Origin of the sequence: Pseudomonas rhodesiae (genome assembly GCF_013285305.1) — a bacterium.
In the GTDB taxonomy this organism is placed as follows: Bacteria; Pseudomonadota; Gammaproteobacteria; order Pseudomonadales; family Pseudomonadaceae; genus Aquipseudomonas; species Aquipseudomonas rhodesiae.
In genome coordinates this window covers 4,990,576-5,014,683 of sequence record NZ_CP054205.1, presented here as the reverse complement: position 1 = coordinate 5,014,683, position 24,108 = coordinate 4,990,576, and the positions used below count along the sequence as shown (strand labels likewise).

Here is a 24,108-nt window from a genome sequence, read left to right as displayed (position 1 = left end):
AAGCAGTTGGGGTTTTGTTTTGTGCGCTCGAAAAGCCGTGGGCATCATCAGCGCCGACTTCGGTGCTAAAGTCCATACCCCCGATTTTGCTTTACCAAGGAAGCTGTTATGCCGGATGCGATGTCCCTCAGCGCTGGATTCATGGTGGTTCACGGTAACCGCTTGGATGAGTTGCGCAGCCTGGTGGTTAGCTGGATGCGCCGGTATCCCCTCGCGCCCCTGGAAAATGAAATTGCATTGGTACAAAGCAACGGTATCGCCCAGTGGCTCAAGCTGGCATTGGCTGAAGATCCGGAAGACGATGACATGGGCGGCTGCGGCATCGCTGCTGCCATCGACGTACAACTTCCCGGCAGTTTTATGTGGCAGCTCTATCGCATGGTCCTGGGGCGTGACGAAATCCCTCCCAAATCCTTGCTCGATAAAGCCCCACTCACTTGGCGGTTGATGCGCCTACTGCCCGAGCTCATTGACCAACCGCACTTCGAGCCGTTGCAGCGCTTCCTGACCCACGACACCGACCTGCGCAAACGCTATCAATTGGCCGAACGCCTGGCCGACCTGTTCGACCAATATCAGGTCTACCGCGCCGACTGGCTGGAAGATTGGGCTGCCGGTCGCCATCAACTGCGCAATGGACGAGGTGAGGCCAAGCCCCTCAGTCCGGCGAACTGCTGGCAGGCCGAGTTATGGCGTGCGTTGCTGCTGGATGTCGGTGAGGAGGGCATGGCCGAAAGCCGTGCCGGCGTGCATCAGCGTTTTATCGAACGCATCAATACCCTGGAGGAAGCTCCACCCGACCTACCTTCACGGGTCATCGTGTTCGGTATTTCGTCGTTACCCGCCCAGGCTCTCGAAGCACTCGCCGGTCTGGCTCGTTTCAGTCAAGTTCTGTTATGCGTACACAACCCCTGTCGCCACCATTGGTCCGACATCGTGGCCGACAAAGACCTGCTTCGAAACAAATACAAACGCCAGGCGCGTAAAGCCGGCATGCCGATCAGTATCGACCCGCAAACCCTGCACCAGCATGCCCATCCGCTGTTGGCTGCTTGGGGCAAACAGGGGCGCGACTACATCAGCCTGCTGGACAGTTACGATGATCCCAATAGCTACCGCGCCGCATTCCGCGATGGACGCATCGATCTGTTCAGCGAGAGCACCCCGACCACACTGCTCAATCAGTTGCAGGACGATATCCTCGAACTGCGCCCACTCAATGAAACCCGCGATCTATGGCCCGCTGTCGACTTGGAGCATGATTCGTCTATCCGTTTCCACATCGCCCACAGCGCGCAACGTGAAGTCGAAGTGCTGCACGACCAACTGCTGCAGCGCTTCAGTGCCGATCCCACGCTGCGTCCTCGTGACATCATCGTTATGGTCCCGGATGTCGACAGCTACGCGCCGCACATACGCGCTGTGTTCGGTCAGCTTGAGCGCAACGATCCGCGCTTTATCCCGTTCACCCTGACGGACCAGGGCCAACGCGGCCGCGATCCGTTGCTGATCGCAGTCGAGCATCTACTTAAACTCCCCGACAGCCGCTTCCCCGTCAGCGAAGTCCTCGATCTGCTCGACGTCCCCGCCCTGCGCGAACGCTTTGCAATCAAGGAACGCGACCTGCCGACGCTGCATCGCTGGATCGAAGGCGCTGGTATCCGCTGGGGGCTCGACGCGCAACAGCGTGCCGGCCTGGGCCTGCCTGCTGAGCTTGAACAGAACAGCTGGCGCTTCGGCCTGCGCCGCATGTTGCTGGGGTACGCGGTGGGCAGCGGCGCGGCCTGCGAAGGTATCGAACCTTACGACGAAATTGGCGGCCTCGACGCGGCGCTGATTGGCCCGTTGGTTGCCTTGCTCGATGCGCTGAGTGACGCTCATCAGGCCTTGTCCGAGCCAGCAGCGCCGCAGCAATGGGGCGAGCGCTTGCAAGACTTGATGCAGCGGTTCTTCCTGGCCAGTAGTGAACACGATGACTATCTGCTGAGCCAACTGGAACAGCTGCGAGAAACCTGGTTGGAAACCTGTGAGTCCGTCGGCCTGCAGGACGAGTTACCGCTCACCGTGGTCCGCGAAGCCTGGCTCGCCGGTCTGGATCAAGGCCGACTGTCCCAACGTTTCCTCGCCGGAGCTGTCAATTTCTGCACCCTGATGCCCATGCGTGCCATTCCCTTCAAGCTGGTCTGCCTGCTGGGTATGAACGACGGCGATTACCCTCGCGCCCAACCACCGCTGGACTTCGACCTGATGGGCAGCGACTACCGCCCAGGCGACCGGTCCCGTCGCGAAGACGACCGTTACTTGCTGCTCGAAGCCCTGCTCTCTGCCCGAGACCAGCTCTATATCAGTTGGGTCGGCCGCAGCATCCGCGACAACAGCGAGCGTCCGGCTTCGGTGCTGATCGGCCAGTTGCGCGATCATCTCGCCAGCGGCTGGAAGCACGCGGCGAACGACGCCCCCCTCATTGACGCGCTGACCCAGGAACACCCATTGCAGCCGTTCAGCGCCCGCTATTTCCACGCAGGCGATCCGCTGTTCAGCTACGCCCGCGAATGGCAGGTATTGCACGAGGACGTGCCCGTCACCGGCACGGAGCCGGAATTGGCGCAGCATCAGCAAGAAGAACCTCTAAGTCTCGGTCAGTTACAGGATTTCCTACGCAACCCGGTTAAGCATTTCTTCAGCCAGCGTCTGAAAGTGTTCTTTGAGGCCGCCGAAGTACCTCTGGCCGATGAGGAACCCTTCGTCCTTGATGCTCTGCAACGCTACAGCCTGAGCGACAGCCTGCTCAATGCCGCGCTGAGCCAACCGGAGCACCTCGACCAGGCGCTCAAGGCGCAGGCCCAGCGCCTACAAGGCAGTGGCCTGCTGCCCATGGTTGGTTTCGGCGAATGCCTGCGCAACGAACTGATCGAGCCTTTGCCCGGCCTGCTGCAACGCTACCAGCAACTACTGGCCCTATGGCCAATCCCGCATACCGCGACGGAACCGGTCAGTTTTGAGCATCAGGGGATCAGGTTGGAAGGCTGGATCAGTGGGCTGCATCGGCGCAGTGATGGCGGGTTGCTTAGCGTCAGCACCATCCCTAATAGCATCGGCTCGATCAAGACACGCAAGTGGCATCGTCTGATCCGCCCATGGGTCAATCATCTGGTGGCCTGCGCTTGCGGGCTGCCGTTGAGTACCGGCCTGGTGGCCAGTGATGACACCTTGCTGTTGGCCCCCCTGGACCCAGCGCTCGCCCAGGATATCCTCGGCCACCTGCTCCTGGCCTGGCACAGCGGCATGCGCAAGCCGCTGCCGGTGGCGGTCAAGACCGCATTCGCCTGGTTGGGCCAGACCGATCCGGCCAAAGCCCATGCCGCGGCGAGCAAAGCCTACGAAGGCGACGGGCTGACCACCGACGGCGAACGCCGGGAAACCCCCGCACTCACGCGCCAATTTCCGGATTACGCAGCCTTGGTGGCCAGCGAAGAATTCGAAGGTTGGTGCGAAACACTGTACCGACCCATGCTTGATGCGCCGTGGCGATCACTTACTGGCGAGGAGGCCGGCGCATGAGCAGCACACCTTTGGCCCTGGCCTTCCCACTCAAAGGTAGCCAGCTGATTGAAGCCAGCGCCGGCACCGGCAAGACCTTCACCATCTCCGCCTTGTACCTGCGCCTGGTGCTTGGCCACGGCGGCGATGCGTGGGGTTTTGGTCGTGAATTGCTGCCGCCGCAGATCCTGGTGGTGACCTTCACCGACGCCGCCACCAAGGAGCTGCGTGAGCGTATCCGCATTCGCCTGGCTGAAGCTGCGCGGTTTTTCCGCGATGAGATCCCGTCGCCCGACGCTCTGATCGCCGACCTGCGTGTGCACTATGCGCCTGAGCAGTGGCCCGCCTGCGCTAACCGCCTGGACATCGCTGCCCAGTGGATGGACGAAGCGGCTGTGTCCACCATCCACAGTTGGTGCCAGCGCATGCTGCGCGAACATGCGTTCGACAGCGGCAGCCTGTTTACCCAGACATTGGAAACCGATCACAGCGACCTGCTCGGCGAAGTACTGCGCGATTACTGGCGGCTGTTCTGCTACCCGATGCACGACGATGCCCTAAACTGGGTGCGCACTCATTGGGGCGGCCCCGCTGCGCTGATGCCGCGCGTGCGCGCGCTGTTCGGCAGCGAGCGTCCCAGCGACGAAACCCGCGATCCCGCCGAGTTGATCAACGCCTGTTTGCAGGAGCGCCGCGAAGCGCTGGTCGCCCTCAAAGCGCCATGGCAGCAGTGGGCCGCCGAACTGCGCGATCTTTGCCTGCAGGCCGTGGCTGCCAAAGCCGTCGACGGTCGCAAGATGCAAGCGCGCTATTTCGAGCCCTGGTTCGAAAAAATCAGTGCTTGGGCAAGCGATGAAACCCAGGAGCAACTGGACATCGGCACCGGCTTCACACGCCTCACGCCCGAGGGCATGGCCGAAGCCTGGAAGGGCGAGCCGCCCCGGCATCCCGCTATCGATGCCATGGCCAACCTCAAAGCCAGCCTTGACGCGTTGCCCACCCCCGACGCCGCCGTGTTGCAACACGCCGCCGCCTGGGTGGGTAAACGCTTCGAAGAGGAAAAACGTCGACGCGCCGAAATGGGCTTCGATGACATGCTGATCCGTCTCAACGCGGCCCTTCAAGCAGAGGGCGGCGAGCGCCTGGCCAGCGTGATCCGCGAGCAATTCCCAGTCGCGTTGATCGATGAGTTCCAGGACACCGATCCGGTGCAATACAGCATTTTCGACAGCATCTATCGCATCGAAGAAAACCACCTGGATAGCGGCCTGTTCCTGATCGGTGACCCCAAGCAAGCGATCTACGCTTTCCGTGGCGCCGACATTTACACCTACCTGCGCGCACGTAAATCCACACTCGGCCGCCATCACACCCTGGGCACCAACTTCCGCTCCAGCCATGCAATGGTCGACGCAGTGAATCATGTGTTCCAGCGTGCGGAATCCGGGCGTGGCGCGTTTTTATTCCGCGAGCCGAATGGCGATAACCCGGTGCCGTTCCAGCCGGTATTGTCCCAAGGCCGCAAAGAGACCTTGCTGGTCGACGGCCAGCCTGTGCCGGCGATGAACCTCTGGCACTTGGCAACCGACCAGCCGATTTCCAACGCGGTGTACCGCCAGCAGCTGGCTGCTGCTTGTGCTACGCAGATTGTTGAGCTGCTCAATGCCGGGCAGCAAGGCAAGGCCGGTTTCCTACAGCCGGACGCCAGCTTCAAAGGTGTATTGCCGTCGGATATCGCCATCCTGGTCCGCGACGGCAAGGAGGCCCAAGCCGTGCGTGCGGAATTGGCCGCTCGGGGTGTGCGAAGCGTGTACCTGTCCGATAAGGACTCGGTGTTCGCCGCCCAGGAAGCCCACGACCTGCTGGCCTGGCTCAAAGCCTGCGCCGAGCCGGATATGGAGCGCCCCCTGCGTGCCGCCCTGGCGTGTGTCACGTTAAATCTGTCGCTGCCCGAACTGGAGCGTCTGAATCAGGACGAATTGGCGTGGGAAAGCCGCGTTATGCAGTTTCGCGGTTACCGTGCGATTTGGCGCACCCAAGGCGTGCTCCCGATGCTGCGGCGTTTGCTGCACGATTTCAAATTGCCGCAGACCCTGATCGCCCGCAGCGACGGCGAACGTGTGTTGACCAACCTCTTGCACTTGAGCGAACTGCTGCAACAGGCCGCCTCGGAGCTGGACGGCGAACAAGCATTGATCCGCCACCTGGCCGAGCATCTGGCGCTGTCGGGTCAAGCCGGTGAAGAGCAGATCCTGCGCCTGGAAAGCGATGAGCAATTGGTCAAAGTGGTCACCATCCACAAATCCAAAGGTCTGGAATACGACCTGGTGTTTCTGCCGTTTATTTGTTCGGCCAAACCCGTGGACGGCAGCCGCCTGCCGCTGCACTACCACGATGAACATGGCAAATCCCAGGTCAGCCTGCGCCCGACCGCCGAGCTGATTGCCCAGGCTGACGACGAGCGGCTGGCCGAAGACCTGCGCTTGTTCTACGTCGCCCTGACCCGCGCCAAGCACGCGTGCTGGCTGGGCGTCGCCGACCTCAAGCGCGGCAACAGCAGTAGTTCGGTCCTGCACTTGTGTGCGCTGGGCTATTTGCTTGGCGGCGGCAGTGTGCTGCGCGAGTCGACGGGCCTGGCCCGTTGGCTGCTGGATTTGCAGGACGGTTGCCCAGCCATCCATTACGCCCAAGTGCCTGAGGCGCAAAAGGTGCTGTTCCACCCGCCGCGCAACCAGGCCACGCTGCTCGCGCCGTTGTTGCCCAGCCGCAAGGCGGCGGAAAACTGGTGGATTGCGTCCTACAGCGCACTGCGTATTGGCGACAGCCTGAGCACCGCGACCCTCGAAGCGCCCGAAAACCCACAAGCGCAAAAGCTGTTCGATGACGAGCGCCTGGACCCGGATGCACCGCGTGAAGTGGTAGCGTCTGGTGGCGACATTCACCGTTTCCCACGCGGCCCCAACCCCGGCACCTTCCTGCACGGTTTGCTGGAATGGGCGGGTGAAGAAGGCTTCAACGTGACGCCGCAGGCCATCGAAAAAGCCGTCGGCGCGCGTTGCAATCGGCGCAACTGGGAGGGGTGGATCGTTACCCTCAGTGCCTGGCTGGGCCATCTGCTGCACACGCCACTGCCTGTGGATAACGGTCGCGTGGCCTTGAGCGGCCTGCGGCACTATCAGATCGAGATGGAGTTCTGGTTCGCCAGTCATAAGGTCGATGTGCTCGCCCTGGATAAACTGGTGTGTCAGTACACCCATGACGGCGTCGCCCGGGTGGCTGCCGAACCAGTGCTGCTCAACGGCATGTTCAAGGGGTTTATCGACCTGACGTTCGAACACGACGGCCGCTACTACGTGGCCGACTACAAATCCAACTGGCTCGGGCCCGACGATTCGGCCTACACCCCGCAAGCCATGGAACAGTCGATCCTTGAGCATCGGTATGACCTGCAATACGTCCTCTACCTACTGGCCCTGCATCGCCAGCTCAAGGCACGTTTGCCCGACTACGATTATGACCGCCACATTGGCGGCGCACTGTATCTGTTCCTGCGCGGCACCCAGTCTTCCAGCCAAGGCGCGTATTTCACCCGGCCGCCACGGGCGCTGATCGAAGGCCTGGACCTGTTGTTCCAAGGCAAACCGCTGCCACCCAAAACTGAGCCGGCCTGGGAACAAGGAGTGCTGTTATGAGCCTGTCGCCATTACCGCTGGAGGCACTAGCGCCGCTGGAACGCTCCGCCGATCTAGTGCAATTACTGGAACGCTGGGTCGAGCGCGGCTGGTTGCGGGCGCTGGATAAGGCTTTCGTTGGCTTCCTGCACGAACTCGATCCCCAGGCCGATCCTCTGGTGTTGCTCGCTGCGGCGTTGACCAGCCACCAATTGGGTCACGGGCACGTCTGCCTTGATCTGTTCGAAACCCTAAAGGCGCCGGATTTTGCCCTGTCCCTACCGCCCGAAGGCGACCTGCAGACCGGCGCGATGTTGCTTCCGTCGCAGTTGCTCGATGGCCTCGATGGCGCCCATTGGTGCCATGCACTGGCCGCCAGCTCGTTGGTCGCCCTTGCACTCGACGGCAGTGAAGCGGCACAAAGCCGGCCTCTGGTGCTGTCGGGGAAACGTCTGTACCTGCGGCGCTACTGGACCTACGAGCGACGTATCGATTTCGCATTGCGCCAGCGCCTGGCGACGCAGGAAAACTTCACCGCCGATTTGCCAGAGCGGCTCAATGGCCTGTTCGCTCAACCCGCGCCCGACGGCGTAGTGGACTGGCAGAAACTCGCCTGCGCCCTGGCTACCCGAGGGGCATTCAGCATCGTTACCGGCGGCCCCGGCACCGGCAAGACCACCACTGTGGTGCGCCTGCTCGCGCTGTTGCAGGCGCCGGCCGTGGAATCCGGCAGCCCGCTGCGCATTCGCCTGGCCGCTCCCACTGGCAAAGCGGCGGCGCGCCTGACCGAATCCATCAGCCAGCAAGTGCTGTCGCTGAGTGTTCCCGATACGGTGCGGGAAAAGATCCCGACCCAAGTCACCACCGTCCACCGTTTGCTGGGCAGTCGCCCTGGCACTCGGCATTTCCGTCACCATGCGGGCAACTTGCTGCCCCTGGATGTACTGGTGGTGGATGAAGCCTCGATGATCGACCTGGAGATGATGGCCAATCTGCTGGACGCGCTGCCGCCTCATGCCCGTCTGGTATTGCTGGGCGACAAGGATCAACTGGCCTCGGTGGAAGCCGGTGCCGTGCTCGGCGATTTATGCCGCGACGCCGAAGCCGGTTGGTACAGCCCCGACACGCGCCAGTGGCTACAAGCCGTCAGCGGTGAAGACCTCAGCACCAGCGGCCTGAGCGAAGACCTGGACCACAGCCACCCCCTGGCGCAACAAGTGGTGATGCTGCGCTATTCGCGGCGGTTCGGCGAAGGTAGCGGCATCGGCCAACTGGCGCGCTGGGTCAACCAGCAAAAAGCCGAAGAGGCCCGCAAGCTGCTGGCCGCGCGCAGCCACAGCGACCTGTTCTGCGTCAGCCTCAAGGGCGAACACGACCACGCGCTTGAGCGCCTGGTGCTGGACGGGCAGGGCGGCGGTGCCGAGGGCTATCGCTATTACCTGAACCTGCTGCAATCGGCGCGTCCGTCACCCGCCACCCCCCGTGACGACCACGCCTGGACGGCCTGGGCGCAGCAATTGTTGCAGGCCTTCGACGCGTTCCAATTGCTCTGCGCCGTGCGCAAAGGTCCGTGGGGTGTGGAGGGGTTGAACCTGCGAATCACCGCGGCGCTGCGTAAAGTGCGGCTGATCGAAGGTGACGAGCAATGGTACGAAGGTCGCCCGGTGCTGATGACGCGCAACGACTACGGCCTGGGCCTGATGAATGGCGATATCGGCATCGCCCTCAAACTGCCCGAAAGCGACGGTGGCCCTCAGGTGCTACGGGTGGCTTTCCCACGTAATGACGGCCAGGGCGGCGTGCGATTCGTGCTGCCCAGCCGCCTGAACGATGTGGAAACCGTGTACGCCATGACCGTGCACAAATCCCAAGGCTCGGAATTCACCCACACTGCGCTGATCCTGCCCGACGCCCTGAACCCGGTGTTGACCAAAGAATTGATATACACCGGCATCACCCGCGCCAAGCGCTGGTTCAGCCTGATCGAGCCGCGCGGCGGTGTGTTTGAGGAAGCGGTGCGGCGCAAGGTCAAGCGCTTGAGTGGGTTAATGCTGGAGTTGGACCAAGGCGCCTAAAAAATTGACTGATAGGTCATCTAATATTTCTGATTCTACTGCCTGAATTTTCTGAAAAAATAGCGGACCTCGCGAAGGCACTGCCTCGCGGGGTTTTCCGCCGCTGTGCTATCGTTGCGGCATCACCCCACGAAAACACCTGAGAGAATCGCAGCATGAACGTGGCTGTCTCGCCCACAGAGTGCCGTTGGAGCTGGAGACGCCTGCTGCTGATGGCGCTGCTGTGTGCGCTGGCGCCATACGGGTTTGCGGACGTCCCGGCCACCGAGGGTATGGCCGCGCAGCGTGCCCAGGCGGTCACTCAGGTGGTACTCGGTATTCTCAGTTACGCGCGGTGGCCGGTGGAGCCAGCGCAATTGCGCCTGTGTATCGTCGGGCCCACCCAATACACCGATGACCTGATCAAAGGCACCACCCAGGCGACCGGCCGTCCGGTGGTGGTGCAGCGCCTGTTGGTCAACCATCCCGATATCGTCAACGCCTGCGACGCGGTGTACATCGGCAAGCTTACCGCCGATGAGCGCAGCCAATTGTTTGCCTCGTTGATCGGCCACCCGGTGCTCAGCATCAGCGAAGGCGGCGACCAGTGCACCGTCGGCAGCTTGTTTTGCCTGCGCGTAAGCGATGAACAAGTGTCGTTCGAGGTCAACCTCGACTCGGTGGCACGCAGCGGCGTGCGCATTCACCCCAGCGTGCTGCAACTGTCCCGCCGCCGGGCGCCTGCTCCATGACCCATGTGAAAGTGCGACCTAGCCTGCGCTCGGTTATCGGCCGTGGTCATTTGATCCTGGCTCTGGTGGCGGTGACCCTGGCCAGTGTGTCCCTGACCCTGCTCGGCGTGCTGGCGCTGCGCGTCTATGCCGAACACAACTTGCACCTGATCGCACGCTCCATCACTTACACCGTGGAAGCGGCGGTGGTGTTCAACGACCGCGCCGCAGCCACCGAGGCACTGAGCCTGATTGCGTCCACCGAAGAGGTGGCCGATGCCGACGTTTTCGACGCCAACGGCAAGTTACTGGCCCACTGGGCACGCCCCGAAACCGGCATGCTCTCGCGGGTGGAACTGGCACTGGCGCATGCCCTGCTTGAACAGCCGATCAACCAACCGATCCTGCACCAGGGCCGCACCGTCGGCAGTATCCACCTGACCGGCCACGGCGGCAGCCTGCTGCGCTTCCTGCTCAGTGGTCTGGCCGGGATTCTGATCTGCACCGCCCTCAGCGCCTGGGTCGCATTACACCTGGCCCGGCGACTGCTGCGCGGGATCACCGTGCCGTTGCAAAGCCTGGCCGCCGTGGCTCACGCCGCTCGCAGCGAGCGGGATTTTGATCGACGTGTACCGCCCGCGCGCATCGCCGAACTCGACAGCCTGGGCAGTGACTTCAATGCCTTGCTCGGCGAAATGGAAGCCTGGCAAAGCCACCTGCAAAGCGAAAACGAAACCCTGGCCCACCAGGCCAACCACGACAGCCTGACCGGCCTGCCCAACCGCGCGTTCTTCGAAGGTCGGCTGATTCGAGCCCTGCGCGGCGCGGCCAAGCTCGACGAGCGGGTCGCGGTATTGTTCCTCGACAGCGATCGCTTCAAAGACATCAACGACAACTTCGGCCACGCCGCCGGCGACGCGGTGCTGGTGGCTGTCGCTGCCCGTGTGCGCGCGCAACTGCGTGACGGTGACCTGGTGGCGCGCCTGGGCGGTGACGAGTTCGCCATCCTGCTTGCGCCGTTGCACAAGGCCGAGGACGCGCAACGCATCGCTGACAAGATCATCGCCAGCATGGACATGCCGATTGAGGTGCCGGGTGGCACTCAAGTGCTGACGTCGCTCAGCATCGGCATTGCTATTTACCCCGAGCATGGCGCCACACCCGGCACCTTGCTCAATGCCGCCGACGCGGCGATGTACCAGGCCAAACGCCTGACCCAGGGCGGCCAGCACACGGCGGAGTCGGAGCACTCTGCTGTTAACGTTCAACACAGGAGTTGATCCCTTGTTCTCGACTGCACGCGTTCTGTTTCTTACCGTGCTGGTGGCCTTGTTGGCCCTCGGCGGCTGTCAGACACAACCCCCTAAAGGCCTGACCCCGGCGCAAGTCGCGGTGCTCAAACAACAGGGCTTTGAACTCACGGATGACGGCTGGGCATTCGGCCTGTCGGGCAAAGTGCTGTTCGGCAGCGACATCGAAACCCTCAACCCGCCGAGCACCGCGATCGTCCAACGCATCGGTAAAGCCCTGCTCGGCGTGGGCATAGAGCGCGTACGCGTGGACGGCCACACCGACGCCTCCGGCAAAGAAGCCTACAACGAGCAACTCTCCCTGCGCCGCGCCAAAAGCGTGGCCACGGTGCTGACGAGCGTGGGTATGAAAGAAGAAAACATCCAACTGCGCGGCTTGGGCAGCAGCCAGCCCGTGGCGTCGAACGATACAGCCGCAGGGCGCACCGAGAATCGACGGGTGGCGATTGTGGTGATTGCCGACTGAGCGGTTTCGGGTGCTTCAACCTGAATGCCGATCAAGTATGAGCTTGCCCCCCCGAAAGCGGTGGGTCTGCAACACAGGTATCGACTGAGCAGGCCCCATCGGGGGCAAGCCCCCTCCCACATTTGATCTGGTTTCGTCAGCCAGGTATTCAACCTGCAACGCATTCGAGGTGGGAGGGGGCAAGCCCTCTCCCACATTTGATCTGGTTTCGTCAGCCAGGTATTCAACTTGCAACGCATTCGAGGTGGGAGGGGGCAAGCCCTCTCCCACATTTGATCTGGTTTCGTCAGCCAGGTATTCAACCTGCAATGCATTCGAGGTGGGAGGGGGCTTGCCCCCGATGGCGGCGTGGCTGAACCACGGCGAGTCCCTGCCCACCTGTTGGTCTGGCTTCGGCCGATTAATCCGCAAACCGCATCTCCCGCGTTTCCCCCATCAACAACCCCCGGTTCTGCTCGGTCACTTCCCGGATGTAGTCCCACAACAACGTAATCCGCTTCAGCTTCCTTAAGTCCTCCCGGCAATACATCCAAAACTGGCGCGTGATCGTGATTTGCTCCCCCAGCACCGGCAACAAGCGTGGGTCTTGTGCCGCCAGGAAGCACGGCAGTATCGCCATCGAGCGGCCCTGTTGTGCCGCGACGTACTGCGCAATCACGCTGGTGCTGCGCAGGCTGGCGCTGGCGCCGGGGACTACGTTGGCCAGGTAGAGCAGCTCGGAGCTGAAGGCCAGGTCATCGACGTAACTGATAAACGGGTGGGTGGCCAGGTCCGCCGGGCGTTGGATCGGCGGGTGTTGGTCGAGGTAATCCTGGGTGGCGTACAGCTGTAGGGTGTAGTCGCACAGTTTGCAACACACGTACGGCCCGTGTTCCGGGCGTTCCAGGGCGATGACGATGTCGGCTTCGCGCTTGGACAGGCTGATGAAGTGGGGCAGGGGCAGGATGTCGACGGAGATCGCCGGGTAGGTGTCGACAAAGTGGCTCAATTGCGGCGTGACGAAGAAGCTGCCGAAGCCCTCGGTGCAGCCCATGCGCACATGCCCGGACAGAGCGACGCCGGAGCCGGACACCTGCTCGCAGGCCATGTGCAGGGTGCTTTCAATGGACTCGGCGTAGCCCAGCAATCGTTGGCCTTCGAGGGTGAGTACAAAGCCGTTGGTGCGGGATTTTTCGAACAGCAGCGTGCCCAATGACACTTCCAGCGAACTGATGCGCCGCGACACCGTGGTGTAGTCCACCGCCAGGCGCTTGGCGGCGACGCTGGCCTTGCGGGTGCGGGCCACTTCGAGGAAAAACTTCAGGTCATCCCAGTTCAGGGAGCCCAGCGACGTGATGTTTTTTTGCATATTGGTCCGGCTTTTATGTGCGTTCTTATTAGAGATTTGCACATCTATACTCCAAAAACAGTCCGAACGCCTCATTCTTCAAGGCGGTTCAACGCCTTGGTTCTCTGCATATAAATAAGAATTGGAGACCACATGAACGCATCTGCCGAAATTTCCGTACAACCGGTCAAGTTGCTGATCAACGGTGAGTGGGTCGAGTCCAAGACCACCCAGTGGCAAGACATCGTCAACCCCGCCACTCAGCAAGTGTTGGCCAAAGTCCCGTTTGCCACTGCCGATGAAGTCAACGCCGCCATCGATGCCGCCCATCGCGCCTTCCAGACCTGGAAGCTAACGCCGATCGGCGCGCGCATGCGCATCATGCTCAAGCTGCAGGCGTTGATTCGCGAACATTCCAAACGCATCGCTGTCGTGCTCAGCGCCGAGCAGGGTAAGACTATTGCCGATGCCGAGGGCGATATTTTCCGTGGCTTGGAAGTGGTGGAGCACGCCTGTTCCATCGGTACCCTGCAAATGGGCGAGTTCGCCGAGAACGTCGCCGGTGGCGTCGATACCTACACCCTGCGTCAGCCCATCGGCGTGTGTGCGGGCATTACCCCGTTCAACTTCCCGGCGATGATTCCGCTATGGATGTTCCCGATGGCCATCGCCTGTGGTAACACCTTCGTCCTCAAACCGTCCGAACAGGACCCACTATCGACCATGCTGCTGGTGGAGCTGGCGCTGGAAGCCGGCGTACCGGCCGGTGTGCTCAACGTGGTGCATGGCGGCAAGGACGTGGTAGATGCACTGTGCACTCATAAGGACATCAAGGCGGTGTCCTTCGTCGGCTCCACCGCCGTCGGCACCCACGTGTATGACCTGGCCGGCAAGCACGGCAAGCGCGTGCAGTCGATGATGGGCGCCAAGAACCACGCCGTCGTGCTGCCGGATGCCAACCGCGAACACACCCTCAATGCCTTGGTCGGCGCCGGTTTCGGTGCGGCAGGCCAGCGCTGCATGGCCACGTCGGTGGTGGTGCTGGTGGGCGCGTCCAAGCAATGGCTGCCGGACCTGAAGGCGCTGGCGCAGAAGCTCAAGGTCAACGCCGGCAGCGAAGCCGGCACCGATGTCGGCCCGGTGATTTCTAAGCGCGCCAAGGCACGCATCCTGGAGCTGATCGAAAGTGGCGTGCAGCAAGGCGCCAAGCTCGAATTGGACGGTCGCGACATCCAGGTGCCGGGTTTCGAGCAGGGCAACTTTGTCGGCCCGACCCTGTTCTCGGGCGTGACCACGGACATGCGCATCTACACCGAAGAAATCTTCGGCCCGGTGCTGGTGGTGATCGAAGTCGACACCCTTGATGAGGCCATCGCCCTGGTCAACGCCAACCCGTTCGGCAATGGCACCGGCCTGTTTACCCAGAGTGGGGCGGCGGCGCGTAAATTCCAGAGCGAAATCGACGTGGGCCAGGTGGGTATCAACATCCCGATCCCTGTGCCGGTGCCGTTCTTCAGCTTCACCGGTTCCCGTGGTTCCAAGCTCGGTGACCTCGGCCCCTACGGCAAGCAAGTGGTGCAGTTCTACACCCAGACCAAAACCGTCACGAGCCGCTGGTTCGACGACGACACGGTCAACGATGGCGTCAACACCACCATCAACCTGCGCTGATTCCGGGAGACCCTCATGAAGATTGCATTTATCGGTTTGGGCAACATGGGCGCGCCCATGGCCCGCAACTTGATCAAGGCCGGCCACGCGCTGAACCTGTTCGACCTCAACCATACCGTGCTCAAGGAACTCGCCGAACTGGGCGGTACCATCAGCGACTCGCCACGCCATGCGGCCCAGGGCGCAGAGCTGGTGATTACCATGCTGCCGGCCGCCGCCCATGTACGCAGTGTGTGGCTCAATGACGATGGCGTACTCGCCGGTATCGGTAGCGGCGTGCCGGCGGTGGATTGCAGCACCATCGACCCGCAGACTGCTCGCGATGTGGCCGCAGCGGCAGCCAAACACGGCGTGGCGATGGCCGACGCGCCCGTCTCCGGCGGCACCGGCGGCGCCCAGGCGGGTACGCTGACCTTTATGGTCGGCGCGACCCCTGAACTGTTCGCTACCCTGCAACCGGTACTGGGGCAAATGGGCCGCAACATCGTGCATTGCGGTGAAGTAGGTACTGGTCAGATCGCCAAGATCTGCAACAACCTGTTGCTGGGCATCAGCATGGTGGGCGTCAGCGAAGCCATGGCTTTAGGCGATGCGCTGGGGATCGACACCCAGGTGCTTGCGGGCATTATCAACAGCTCCACCGGGCGCTGCTGGAGTTCCGACACTTACAACCCGTGGCCAGGCGTGATCGAAACTGCCCCTGCGTCGCGCGGCTATACCGGCGGTTTCGGCGCGGACCTGATGCTCAAGGACTTGGGGTTGGCCACCGAAGCTGCCCGCCAGGCCAAGCAACCGGTGATTCTGGGCGCTGTGGCCCAACAGTTGTATCAATCCATGAGCCAGCGCGGGGAGGGCGGCAAGGACTTCTCGGCGATTGTTAACAGCTATCGCAAGCCTAAGTAGATCCTACGCAAAGGAAACTGCGTGGTGAGCAGGACCAGCCCGCTCACCACCAACCTGCCCAATCCCCCCATAAGCGGGTGATTACTCAGGCAAACACAAAATACTTACGCACCGTCTCGACCACTTCCCACGTCCCCTTCATCCCTGGCTCCACCACAAAGATATCCCCAGCCCGCAAGTGAATCGGCTCCATCCCTTCGGGGGTGATCACGCAGTAGCCTTCCTGGAAGTGGCAGTATTCCCACTTCACGTATTCCACATACCACTTGCCTGGGGTGCAGATCCAAGTGCCCATGATCTTGCTGCCGTCTTCGCTGGTGTAGGCGTTAAGGTTGACGGTGTGCGGGTCGCCTTCGAGCTTCTCCCATTTGCAGGCATCCAGGACCGGCAAGGGATGGGTGTCGCGCAGTACGGTAATGGGCTTGGACATGATGACTCCGAGGCAAGGAAACGAGAGTCGAACCCTATAGCGTCGCCGGCACCCTCAGTGGTCTGAACTCGACATCGGGATGTCCAGAAACGCAGGTGAATAGGGTGTTATTGGCACGGCGAGGTCAGTGTGGGAGGGGCTTGCCCTTGATGGCGGCGTCACAACGGGCACCTGGATCAACTGGCCCACTTAATCGGGGGCAAGCCCCCCTCCCACATTAGGCGACATATTCGAGCGTGAATAAGCCTGTTTCTCGCAGTAAGTGCGAAAGAACTCACCTCTTACGCCAGAATTTGCAAGAAAATTCACAGCAGGCCCTCGTATCATTCACTCCAGTAACGACCGAGAGCCTTGAGCATGAACCCAATAAAAACGTGGTGGGACATCAGCCCGCCCTTGAGCGCGGCCACGCCCACCTGGCCGGGCGATACGCCGTTTCAGGAAGAACGCGTATGGCAGTTGGGCCCGGAGTGTCCGGTGAATGTCGGGCGTGTGACCTTTTCGCCGCATACCGGCGCCCATGTGGATGCACCGCTGCATTACAGCGCCGACGGCGCGCCGATTGGCGAGGTGTCGCTGGATGTGTACATGGGCCCGTGCCGAGTGCTGCATTGCCTGGACAGTGGCGCGCTGGTGCAGCCCCATCAGCTCGACGGTCGTGTGGATAACTTGCCCGAGCGCGTATTGCTGCGTACTTATCCACAAGCGCCGCTGACCGAGTGGGATGAGAATTTCACCGCCATCGCCGCGCAAACCATCGAGCGGCTTGCCAGCCTGGGGGTGCGACTGATCGGTATCGACACCCCGTCCCTGGACCCGCAACAGTCCAAGACCATGGACGCTCACAACGCCGTGGCCCGGCATGGCATGGCGATTCTCGAAGGCATCGTGCTCGACGACGTGCCGGAGGGCGACTACGAGCTGATCGCCTTGCCGCTGCGCTTTGCCCACCTCGACGCCAGCCCGGTCCGCGCAATCCTGCGCCCGCTCAAGGAGCCCACGCGATGAGCCAATGTCCCTTTTCTGCCGACTACCAAGCCCCGGAAGAATGGCATAACGCCGAGCTGAATTTTTCCGAGTCCATGAGCTACGGCGACTACCTGGACCTGGGCAAAGTGCTCAGCGCCCAGCACCCTCTGTCGCCGGACCACAACGAAATGCTGTTTATCATCCAGCACCAGACCTCCGAGCTGTGGATGAAGCTGATGCTCCATGAACTCAAGGCCGCCCGCGAGCATGTGCGCCTGGGCGAGTTGCCGCCGGCGTTCAAGATGCTGGCGCGGGTGTCGCGAATCTTCGACCAACTGGTGCATGCCTGGGCCGTGCTGGCGACCATGACACCGTCGGAATACAAGGCCATTCGCCCGTTCCTGGGGCAGTCGTCGGGGTTCCAGTCGTTTCAGTACCGTGAGATCGAATTTATTCTCGGCAACAAGAGCCCGGCATTGTTGCGGCCCCATGCCCATCGACCGGAATTGTTGCAGCAACTGCAAGTGGCGATTGCCACGCCGTCGCTGTATGACGAGGCGATCAATTTGATGGTCAAGGCCGGTTTGGCGATTGACCCGCAACGCGCCGAACGCGACCCAACGGCCGCGACCGTACACGATGACTCGGTGGAGGCGGCATGGCGCGAGGTGTATCGCGATCCGAGCCGTTACTGGGACCTGTACCAGTTGGCCGAAAAGTTTATCGACCTGGAGGACTCGTTCCGCCAGTGGCGCTTCCGCCATGTGACCACGGTAGAGCGCATCATCGGCTTCCAACCGGGCACCGGGGGAACCGAAGGCGTGGGTTACCTGCGCAAGATGCTCGACACGGTGTTGTTCCCCGAGCTGTGGCGAGTGCGTTCCACGCTGTAAACAAATATGGGAGGGGGGCAAGCCCTCTCCCATATGGCTATCACTGCGCAGCGGCGACCGCTTTCGCCTTACTCATTCGCAACCGATAGGCCACATAGATCACCCCCACCCACACCGGCATCGCAAACACCGACTCGCGAATCCCCGGAATGGCCAGCATCACGCTGACGATCATCAACATGAACGCCAGGCACAGGTAGTTGCTGAACGGGAACCAGAAGGTCTTGAACGACGGCTCCACGCCTTGCTGGCCCATGGCCTTGCGGAACTTGATATGGGTGATGCTGATCAGCGCCCAGTTGATCATCAACGAGGCAACCACCAGGGCGAACAGCAACTCCAGCGCGCTCTGCGGCGCGACGTAGTTGACCACCACGCACAGCATCGTCACCAGCGCCGAGATCGCCAGGGCTCGCAGCGGCACGCCTTGCTTGTTGAGCTTCATCAGCGCTTTGGGCGCATCGCCTTGCTCGGCCAGGCCGAACAACATGCGGCTGTTGCAGTACACGCCGCTGTTGTACACCGACAGCGCCGCGGTCAGCACCACGAAGTTGAGGATGTGCGCAGCGGTGTCGTTACCGATCAGCGAGAAGATCTGCACGAACGGGCTGCCGCTGTAAGCGTCGCCCGACGCGCCGAGGGTTTGCAGCAATTGGTCCCATGGATACAGCGACAGCAGCACGGTCAGCGCACCCACGTAGAAAATCAGGATGCGGTACACCACCTGATTGATCGCCTTGGGGATCACCTTGCGCGGTTCGCTGGCCTCGGCGGCGGTAATGCCCACCAGCTCCAGGCCACCGAAGGAGAACATGATGAACGCCATGGACATCAACAGCCCCATGCCGCCATTGGGGAAGAACCCGCCGTGGCTCCACAGATTGTCGATGGAGGCCTGGGGGCCGCCGCTGCCGCTGAACAGCAAATAGCAGCCGAGCACGATCATGCCGACAATCGCCACCACCTTGATGATCGCGAACCAGAACTCGGCCTCACCGAAGAACTTCACGTTCAGCGTATTGATCAAGTTCACTGCGACGAAGAACACCAACGCACTGACCCAGGTCGGAATCTCCGGCCACCAGAACTGGATGTATTTGCCCACCGCCGTCAGTTCGGCCATGCCCACCAGCACATACAGCACCCAGTAGTTCCAGCCTGCCAGGAAGCCCGCGTAACCGCCCCAGTATTTGTGCGCGAAGTGGCTGAAAGAACCGGCCACCGGCTCTTCGACGATCATTTCGCCGAGCTGGCGCATGATCAGGAAGGCGATGAAACCGGCGATCGCGTAGCCGAGGATCATCGACGGCCCGGCAGACTTGAGTACCCCGGCCGAGCCGAGGAACAACCCCGTACCGATGGCGCCGCCCAAAGCGATCAGCTGAATATGCCGGTTCTTCAAGCCACGCTTGAGGCCCACCGGGTTAACCATGTCATCCGCCATTAACGTTCCCTTCTACTTGTTTTTCTTAAGGGTGAGTGCAGGCCGCATCAGCCCCTCAGAAGTGCTGGGGTCAGATATTACTCTGCGTGAACTGTTCGTAATACAGCTGAACGCCATCAAGTGCCTGATCCAACAGCCATTGTTGGGCGGATTCCACCATTGTTGAGGTGGCCGTGCTTGCCGGGTCAACTCCCTCTCACATTTGAATGGGGGCGTGGCTGATTATTTGCGCACGACCAGATCCAACACCTCATCCCGATCCTTGATTTTCTGCAGCACGATCTCCGAGCGAATATCCGTCACCCCCGCCGTGCGGTTTAGGTGGTTCACGATAAAGTCCGAAAAATGCTTGAGGTTACGCGCCTGTACCCGTAGCACATAGTTGCTGGCGCCGGTGATCACATAGGCGCTGGCCACTTCCGGCCAGCCTTGCACTTTCTTGATGAACGTCTCGTGCCAATCCTCCACGTCCTGGCGCAAAGACAGGTGAACGATGGCCTCCAATTCGATCCCCAGTTGCTCGGCATTCAGCACCGCCCGGTAGCCGCTGATCACGCCTTCGCTCTCCAGCAGGCGTAGGCGGCGCAGGCAGGCAGAGGGCGACAGGGCGACTTTTTCCGCCAGTTCCTGGTTGCTGATACGGCCATCCTGTTGCAGGAAATGCAGGAGGCGCAGGTCGGTGGGGTCAAGAATCATGCTTAGAATAATTCCGCGTATTTAGAGGTTTAATTCGAATTTCCTACAGCTTAATTAGCTTGTTGCCCACCACTTTGCACGAAAATTCTCTAAAGCTTCGTTAATAATTTGGCTCATCTTCTCTTATAAAAACCAGGATCGCCCATGCCCCTTCGAAGCCATTGCCAAACCCTTGATGCCCAGGACCCATTGGCGCCTTTGCGTGAGCAGTTCGCTCTGCCCCACGGCATGATCTATCTGGATGGCAACTCCCTGGGCGCCCGCCCCGTGGCATCGCTGGCACGGGCGCAACAGGTGATTGCCCAGGAGTGGGGCGACGGCTTGATTCGCAGTTGGAACAGCGCGGGCTGGGCGGATCTGGCCCTGCGCCTGGGCGACCGGTTGGCCCCGCTGATCGGCGCACGCGATGGCGAAGTGGCGATCACCGATACCACCTCGATCAACCTGTTCAAAGTGCTCAGTGCCGCGTTGAGTGTGCAGCGCCAGCGGGCGCCGACGCGCAAGGTGATCGTCAGCGAGGCCGGCAACTTTCCCACCGACCTGTACATCGCCGAAGGCCTGGCCGAGTTGCTGCAACAGGGCTATTCGCTGCGCTTGGTGAGCAGCCCCGACGAGCTGACCCAGGCCATCGACGCCGACGTGGCCGTGGTAATGCTCACCCACGTCAACTACAAGACCGGCTACCTGTACGACATGCAGGGCGTGACCACCCTGAGCCACGAGTGCGGTGCGCTGACGATCTGGGACCTGGCGCATTCGGCGGGCGCGGTGCCGGTGGACCTGCATCGGGCCGGCGCCGATTACGCAATTGGCTGCACCTACAAATACCTCAACGGCGGCCCCGGTTCCCAGGCGTTCGTGTGGGTCAACCCGGCGCTGGTAAACCTGGTGCGCCAGCCGTTGTCGGGCTGGTTCGGGCATACACGGCAGTTCGCCATGGAGACCAGCTATGCGCCGAGCGCCGGCATCGCTCGTTACCTGTGCGGCACCCAGCCGATCACGTCGCTGGCGATGGTGGAATGCGGGCTGGAACTGTTCGAACGGACCGACATGGCCAGCCTGCGCCGCAAATCCCTGGCGTTGACCGATCTGTTTATCGACTTGGTGGAGGCTCGCTGCGCGGCCCATCACCTTGTGCTGATTACCCCGCGTGAACACGCCCGGCGTGGCAGCCATGTGAGCTTCGAGCATCCTGAAGGCTACGCGGTGATCCAGGCCCTGATCGCCCGAGGCGTGATCGGCGATTACCGCGAACCGCGCATCATGCGTTTTGGGTTTACCCCGTTGTACACAAGCTTCACCGAAGTCTTCGATGCCGTGGAAATCCTCGGTGAGATTCTCGATAACCGCACCTGGGACCAGCCGCAATTCAAGGTCCGCCACAGTGTCACCTGAAATGTGTGAGGGCGCTGGTTCCCGATAGGTCGGTTAGCCCATCTGTCACTGACGTACCGTCTTCGGGGGCAAGCCCTCTCCCCCAGGGGATCTGGCCAGCGCATCGAACAAGGCCTTGGCGTAACCCGGCAGTTGTTCGAACGAGCGCGCGCATAACAGCAGTCGCCGACAGGCCCAGTCCTCGCGCAGGGGCTGGGCTTTAAAGTGATGCTCCCCCGGCCAACGGTCCAACGCGGCCTGGGGCACGATCCCCAGGCCGGCGCCGCGGGCGACCATGCGCATCACCCCATCAAAGCTCTCGGCGCGGATGCGCGCGTGCAGGCGAAAGCCGGCGTGCAACGCTTGTTCGTCCAGGTACACCGCCAGCGCACTGTGGGCGGCCAGGCCGACGAAATCGTGTTGCAGGCTGTCGACAAAACTGACCGGGCCTGCCGCCAACGTATGCTCCGTCGGCATGATCAGCAGCAGTGGGTCGTCGCGAAAGGGCAGGGTCTGCAAGCCGTGGGTGTCGACGGCGTCGGAGATAATCCCCAAATCGGCCGTGCCCTGGCGTAACGCCTGGGTGATGCGCAGGCTGGGCAGTTCCTGCATGTCGATATCCAGGTTGGGATGTTCGCGCAGTACATCCGCCAGCAGTTCAGGCAAGTATTCACTCAGTGCGGTGGTATTGCAGAGCAAGCGCACCTGGCCTTTGACGCCGTTGGCGTAGGCGGCCAGGTCCTGTCGCAAGTGATCGGCCTGTTGCAATAACAGCCGCGCGTGGCGAGCCAGGGCTTTGCCGGCGGGCGTTGGGCTGACGCCGCGGCGACCGCGTTGCAGCAGCTCGATGCCCAGCGACGCTTCCATGGCCCGGATGCGCGCGCTGGCGGCGGCCAGGGACAAATGGCTGCGGGATGCGCCAGCGGTGATATTGCCGGCGTCCAGGGTGTGCAGGTAGAGACGCAGGTCGATCAGGTCAAAGTGCATGACTGGTTTCTCGGGTGGCTCAGCGGGCCTAATCGGCGGCAAGCCCCCTCCCACATTGGCGTTTCGAGGGGCGCTAAGCCTCAAGCTAAACAAGAGGCTGGCTCAGTATATGGCGAATTTTCGAGCCCATCGGAAAACGTCATTATCGATCAATGACGACTTTCCTTACGTTTTACCAAAATATCGGCCTGGCCTTGTCTTTGCTGGTGATCGGCACCTTTATGCTGGCAGGCACCGTCAAAGGGGTGGTCGGCCTGGGCTTGCCCACCGTGGCCATGGGCTTGCTCGGTCTGGCTATGTTACCGGCGCAGGCTGCGGCGTTGCTGATCATTCCTTCGACCGTTACCAACCTCTGGCAATTGGCGTTCGGCGGCCATCTGAGTGCGCTGTTCAAGCGCCTGTGGCCGATGCTGCTGCTGATTTTTCTCGGCACCGGGCTCGGTACGCTGTGGCTGGGCATGGACAGTGGTGACTGGGTGACGCGCGCATTGGGCGCAGCCTTGCTGATGTATGCATTGAGCGGGTTGTTCTTGCCCACATTCAACGTCGGCTCGGCGACGGAACGCTGGCTGGGCCCGTTATGCGGATTGCTCACCGGCATCGTGACCGCCGCCACCGGAGTGTTTGTGATCCCCGCCGTGCCGTATCTGCAGGCGCTGGGCTTGCAGCGCGATCAACTGGTGCAGGCGTTGGGGCTGTCGTTCAGCGTGTCTACCCTGGCTTTGGCTGCCGGGCTGGCCTGGCGCGGCGGGCTGGGCGGCGCCGAACTGAATGCCTCGCTGCTGGCGCTGGTGCCGGCGTTGTTGGGCATGTGGCTGGGTCAGTGGGTACGCCAGCGCATCAGTGCCGTGGTGTTCAAACGGGTATTTTTTGTTGGTATGGCGTTTTTGGGCGGGCATCTGCTGATCAGTGGTTAACAATGGCTGCGTATTCGTGCCTGTAGGTCAAATGTATTTTGCCGGTTCATGGCTTATTCAAAGGGAGCCGGATGGATAGTCTGCGTCCAGACCTTTCAACCTTCTGGAATCTCCCATGAAAAAAGTCCTATTGCTCAACGGCGGTAAACAATTCGCCCACTCCGATGGCCGCTACAACGCCACCCTGCATGACGCGGCGGCGGCGGTGCTGGACCGTGCCGGTATCGACGTCAAGGTCACCCATATCGACGCCGGCTATGACGTGGCCGAAGAGGTCGCCAAGTTCCTGTGGGCCGACGTGATCATCTATCAGATGCCTGGTTGGTGGATGGGCGCGCCGTGGATCGTCAAGAAGTACATCGACGAAGTCTTCACCGAAGGCCACGGCAGCCTGTATGCCAGCGATGGTCGCACCCGTTCCGATGCGTCGCAGAAATACGGCAGCGGCGGCCTGATCCAGGGCAAGCAGTACATGTTGTCGCTGACCTGGAACGCACCGCAGCAAGCGTTCGACGACCCCAGTGACTTCTTTGAAGCCAAGGGCGTGGACGCGGTGTACTTCCCATTCCACAAGGCCAATCAGTTCCTCGGCATGACCGGCCTGCCGACGTTCCTCTGCGTGGACGTGATGAAGCGTCCGGCCATCGAGGCGGATGTGGCGCGCTATGAGCAGCATCTGGCGCAGGTGTTCAACCTCTCGGTGTAAGCTGCCCCTCTAGATGAGA

At 61.7% G+C, this 24,108-nt stretch carries 18 protein-coding genes; 13 read left to right on the top strand and 5 right to left on the bottom strand.

The genetic code is table 11. The features are described from left to right. The first annotated feature begins 108 nt into the window (after positions 1 to 108). The 6 genes from recC (at position 109) to yfiB (ending at position 11,772) form a co-directional block, all read left to right on the top strand. Positions 109 to 3,561: an exodeoxyribonuclease V subunit gamma gene (recC, locus tag HRH33_RS22705; RefSeq protein ID WP_167416584.1), complete on the top strand. Its 3,453-nt coding sequence runs from the start codon at positions 109 to 111 to the stop codon at positions 3,559 to 3,561. Beyond that, complete coding sequence (recB, locus tag HRH33_RS22700; protein ID WP_167416585.1) at positions 3,558 to 7,232, top strand: exodeoxyribonuclease V subunit beta; 3,675 nt, start codon at positions 3,558 to 3,560, stop codon at positions 7,230 to 7,232. Before recC ends, recB begins: the two co-directional genes overlap by 4 nt. Further along, on the top strand, positions 7,229 to 9,286 hold the full coding sequence (gene recD / locus HRH33_RS22695) for an exodeoxyribonuclease V subunit alpha (RefSeq protein WP_167416586.1): 2,058 nt from the start codon (positions 7,229 to 7,231) through the stop codon (positions 9,284 to 9,286). The genes recB and recD overlap by 4 nt, the downstream gene beginning before the upstream one ends. Positions 9,287 to 9,441: 155 nt before the next feature. Further along, entirely contained in the window at positions 9,442 to 10,017 is a 576-nt protein-coding gene (yfiR, locus tag HRH33_RS22690; RefSeq protein ID WP_034115083.1) for a regulatory sequestration protein YfiR, read from the top strand. Continuing rightward, on the top strand, positions 10,014 to 11,276 hold the full coding sequence (gene dgcN / locus HRH33_RS22685) for a diguanylate cyclase DgcN/YfiN (protein ID WP_123478633.1): 1,263 nt from the start codon (positions 10,014 to 10,016) through the stop codon (positions 11,274 to 11,276). The genes yfiR and dgcN overlap by 4 nt, the downstream gene beginning before the upstream one ends. 4 nt (positions 11,277 to 11,280) lie before the next feature. Beyond that, complete coding sequence (gene yfiB, locus HRH33_RS22680; protein WP_034115081.1) at positions 11,281 to 11,772, top strand: outer membrane lipoprotein YfiB; 492 nt, start codon at positions 11,281 to 11,283, stop codon at positions 11,770 to 11,772. 400 nt (positions 11,773 to 12,172) lie between these two features. On the opposite strand, the gene HRH33_RS22675 is transcribed toward yfiB, so the two are convergent. After that, positions 12,173 to 13,120 (bottom strand): LysR family transcriptional regulator, encoded by a 948-nt coding sequence (locus tag HRH33_RS22675; RefSeq protein ID WP_123478635.1) that lies wholly within the window; start codon positions 13,118 to 13,120, stop codon positions 12,173 to 12,175. Between the two features lie 132 nt (positions 13,121 to 13,252). Here HRH33_RS22675 and HRH33_RS22670 point away from each other — a divergent pair, with 132 nt between their 5' ends. Beyond that, positions 13,253 to 14,770 (top strand): CoA-acylating methylmalonate-semialdehyde dehydrogenase, encoded by a 1,518-nt coding sequence (locus HRH33_RS22670; protein WP_034100588.1) that lies wholly within the window; start codon positions 13,253 to 13,255, stop codon positions 14,768 to 14,770. Positions 14,771 to 14,785: 15 nt separating this feature from the next. Next, the gene (gene mmsB / locus HRH33_RS22665) at positions 14,786 to 15,673 is read left to right on the top strand and encodes a 3-hydroxyisobutyrate dehydrogenase (RefSeq protein WP_167416587.1); all 888 of its coding nucleotides are present in this window, start codon (positions 14,786 to 14,788) and stop codon (positions 15,671 to 15,673) included. A gap of 85 nt (positions 15,674 to 15,758) precedes the next feature. On the opposite strand, the gene HRH33_RS22660 is transcribed toward mmsB, so the two are convergent. Beyond that, positions 15,759 to 16,103 (bottom strand): cupin domain-containing protein, encoded by a 345-nt coding sequence (locus HRH33_RS22660; protein WP_003230905.1) that lies wholly within the window; start codon positions 16,101 to 16,103, stop codon positions 15,759 to 15,761. A gap of 357 nt (positions 16,104 to 16,460) precedes the next feature. Here HRH33_RS22660 and kynB point away from each other — a divergent pair, with 357 nt between their 5' ends. Both kynB and kynA read left to right on the top strand, forming a co-directional pair. Continuing rightward, positions 16,461 to 17,111: an arylformamidase gene (kynB, locus tag HRH33_RS22655; protein ID WP_034139282.1), complete on the top strand. Its 651-nt coding sequence runs from the start codon at positions 16,461 to 16,463 to the stop codon at positions 17,109 to 17,111. Next, entirely contained in the window at positions 17,108 to 17,965 is an 858-nt protein-coding gene (kynA, locus tag HRH33_RS22650; RefSeq protein WP_034100581.1) for a tryptophan 2,3-dioxygenase, read from the top strand. Before kynB ends, kynA begins: the two co-directional genes overlap by 4 nt. A 40-nt stretch (positions 17,966 to 18,005) precedes the next feature. On the opposite strand, the gene HRH33_RS22645 is transcribed toward kynA, so the two are convergent. Beyond that, a complete protein-coding gene (locus HRH33_RS22645; RefSeq protein ID WP_034100579.1) occupies positions 18,006 to 19,409 on the bottom strand; it encodes an amino acid permease in 1,404 nt (467 codons plus the stop codon). Positions 19,410 to 19,631: 222 nt separating this feature from the next. Further along, complete coding sequence (locus HRH33_RS22640; protein WP_034100577.1) at positions 19,632 to 20,105, bottom strand: Lrp/AsnC family transcriptional regulator; 474 nt, start codon at positions 20,103 to 20,105, stop codon at positions 19,632 to 19,634. 144 nt (positions 20,106 to 20,249) lie between these two features. Here HRH33_RS22640 and kynU point away from each other — a divergent pair, with 144 nt between their 5' ends. Next, positions 20,250 to 21,500 (top strand): kynureninase, encoded by a 1,251-nt coding sequence (kynU, locus tag HRH33_RS22635; RefSeq protein WP_167416588.1) that lies wholly within the window; start codon positions 20,250 to 20,252, stop codon positions 21,498 to 21,500. A gap of 45 nt (positions 21,501 to 21,545) precedes the next feature. Here the strand turns inward: kynU and HRH33_RS22630 are convergent, their stop codons facing one another. Further along, the gene (locus HRH33_RS22630; RefSeq protein ID WP_167416589.1) at positions 21,546 to 22,466 is read right to left on the bottom strand and encodes a LysR family transcriptional regulator; all 921 of its coding nucleotides are present in this window, start codon (positions 22,464 to 22,466) and stop codon (positions 21,546 to 21,548) included. Positions 22,467 to 22,618: 152 nt separating this feature from the next. Here HRH33_RS22630 and HRH33_RS22625 point away from each other — a divergent pair, with 152 nt between their 5' ends. Both HRH33_RS22625 and mdaB read left to right on the top strand, forming a co-directional pair. Beyond that, the gene (locus HRH33_RS22625; protein WP_167416590.1) at positions 22,619 to 23,383 is read left to right on the top strand and encodes a sulfite exporter TauE/SafE family protein; all 765 of its coding nucleotides are present in this window, start codon (positions 22,619 to 22,621) and stop codon (positions 23,381 to 23,383) included. A 115-nt stretch (positions 23,384 to 23,498) separates the two neighbouring features. Continuing rightward, on the top strand, positions 23,499 to 24,089 hold the full coding sequence (gene mdaB, locus HRH33_RS22620; RefSeq protein ID WP_167416591.1) for an NADPH:quinone oxidoreductase MdaB: 591 nt from the start codon (positions 23,499 to 23,501) through the stop codon (positions 24,087 to 24,089). Positions 24,090 to 24,108 lie beyond the last annotated feature (19 nt).